Origin of the sequence: Chromohalobacter sp. HP20-39, from assembly GCF_033052815.1 — a bacterium.
Classification (GTDB): domain Bacteria; phylum Pseudomonadota; class Gammaproteobacteria; order Pseudomonadales; family Halomonadaceae; genus Chromohalobacter.
Window position 1 is genome coordinate 1 of record NZ_JAWHTP010000199.1, and the last position, 417, is coordinate 417.

The 417-nt window shown below is 60.0% G+C and carries 1 pseudogene; it reads right to left on the reverse strand.

Annotated elements, in window-relative coordinates:
• Positions 1-417: pseudogene (locus tag RVY79_RS17615) on the reverse strand (integrase); the annotation flags it as partial.

Sequence of the window (417 nt, forward strand, 5' to 3'; positions counted from 1 at the left end):
AGGACTTGGGCACATCCTCGTGATGCTGGTATTCGCCCATGATGAACCGTAAGAACGCCGTCACTTTGGTCGGAGTGACAGCATCGAAGGCGGCGCGATCGCCCAGGTCAGGGTGCGGCTGGGTCAGCATGCGGTAAAGTCCCCAAGAATCCGCGTGCGGGCACTGGTTCATGAGCACCTGGGCCAGCCTGTGTTTGAGCGGCACCAGTTGCCAGTCCGGAACACGCTGTCCCCGATTGCCAAGGCTGATAGCCAGCAACTTTCCGGCTTTCAGTTCGCGGTTGATCTGGTCCTTGGACTTCCCGGCCAGCTTTCCTAACAACGGGACCGGCAGGATGTTCGGAGACTCATAGATAGCCAGCATTTCCTCTCGCTCGCGCTGGATCGCGGACACTTCCGGCTCTGGGACATGCACCG